The sequence below is a fragment of the Actinoplanes sp. NPDC051405 genome (assembly GCF_055586185.1).
In genome coordinates, this window is sequence record NZ_JBVJIR010000046.1 from 1 (window position 1) to 1,432 (window position 1,432).

3 protein-coding genes are annotated in these 1,432 nt (G+C 72.7%); 1 reads left to right on the forward strand and 2 read right to left on the reverse strand.

What is annotated here, in order from left to right:
- The first annotated feature begins 124 nt into the window (after positions 1 to 124).
- Positions 125 to 442: a hypothetical protein gene (locus ACZ6S4_RS44610; protein WP_465480699.1), complete on the forward strand. Its 318-nt coding sequence runs from the start codon at positions 125 to 127 to the stop codon at positions 440 to 442.
- A gap of 59 nt (positions 443 to 501) precedes the next feature.
- Here ACZ6S4_RS44610 and ACZ6S4_RS44615 read toward each other — a convergent pair whose 3' ends face one another.
- Together ACZ6S4_RS44615 and ACZ6S4_RS44620 are read right to left on the reverse strand one after the other, a co-directional pair.
- A complete protein-coding gene (locus ACZ6S4_RS44615) occupies positions 502 to 1,212 on the reverse strand; it encodes an OmpA family protein (protein ID WP_465480700.1) in 711 nt (236 codons plus the stop codon).
- Positions 1,172 to 1,432: hypothetical protein (locus ACZ6S4_RS44620; protein ID WP_465480701.1), on the reverse strand; the 261-nt coding region annotated here is incomplete at its 5' end. The genes ACZ6S4_RS44620 and ACZ6S4_RS44615, both read right to left, overlap by 41 nt.

Sequence of the window (1,432 nt, forward strand, 5' to 3'; positions counted from 1 at the left end):
CCCCCCCTCCCCCCCCCCCCCCCCCCCCCCCCCCCCCCCCCCCCCCCCCCCCCCCCCCCCCCCCCCCCCCCCCCCCCCCCCCCCCCCCCCCCCCCGCTGCCCCATTTGCCGATAGGGTCGCCGGGTGGGCGCAGCAGACTTCGAGACCGCGGTGCAACGGCTCATCACGCAGGTCGGCCACTGGGAGGCCGCCCGCTGGAACGCCCCTGCGGCCGGCGGCGGCAGCACCCGGGCCGAGGCCGTCCGCACGCTCGTCCAGCGCCTGGCCGACCAGGCCGCCGACGCCGAGCAGCGACGGCACCGCCCGGTCCCACGGCTGGCCGAGACGGTCCTGCCCGACCAGCTCCGCGTCATGGCCGACGACCTGCTCGCGGCTGCCCCGCCCGCCGAGGTGCTGACCGCTGCCACTGAGGCGGTCACCGCCACCCGTGCTGCCCTCTGACGCGAATCGCCCCCGCGACCTGTGGGTCGCGGGGGCGATCTCGTGCTGACTGAGCAGGCTCAGTACCGGACGGTGATCACTGCCCGGCGGATGTACTTGCGGTTCGAGCCGGTGATGCGCTTACCGCCGACACCGACAGAGACGATCCGGGTCTTCACCCCGATGCTGAGCATGTAGCTCCGCACCGCGGCGGCGCGCTCCCTGGCCACGGCCCTGTTGGCCTTGGCCGCGGCCGCCCCCTTCTTCTTGGGCTCGGAGTAGCTGGTCACGGTGATGACCTTGGCACCGCCGAACGAGCTCTTCAGGTTACGGATGGTGGTCTTCGACCGGGCCGACAATTTGGCGGAGCCGACGGGGAAGAGCAGAGCTCCCAGCGTCATCGTGTTGTTGACCGGTGCGACCGCCCGCACGCTGCGGGTCTTGCAGGTCGCGTCCATGACGACGTAGCTGGTGTCCGTCAGAGTCGAACCATCGGCGGCGGTCGCGGTGAGGACCATCCGGTGCAGGCCACCCGAGACACACACCTTGCTGGGCAGCCGGACCTGGGTCTCGAAGTTGCCGTTCGCGTCGGCGAAGCCGCCCGCCAACCGTACCGGCGTCGAGTACATCGTCAGCGCGTACGCCGACTGGGCCTTGAGGCCACCGCCGGACAGAACCGCCTGCGATCCGACGATCGGGGCGTTGACTGACAGGTTCAGGTCCAGCTTGAGCTGCGGAGGCGTGGTCGGCTCAGCCGTGGGTGTCGGGCTGGCCGTGGGTGTCGGGCTCACGGTCGGGCTGGTGGTGGGCGGTGTGGTGGTGGGCGGTGTGGTGGTCGGCGGTGTGGTGGTCGGGGGTGTGGTGGTCGGGGGTGTGGTGGTGGGCGGTGTGGTGGTCGGGGGTGTGGTGGTGGGCGGTGTGGTGGTGGGCGGTGTGGTGGTGGGCGGTGTGGTGGTGGGCGGTGTGGTGGTGGGCGGTGTGGTGGTGGGCGGTGTGGTGGTGGGCGGTGTG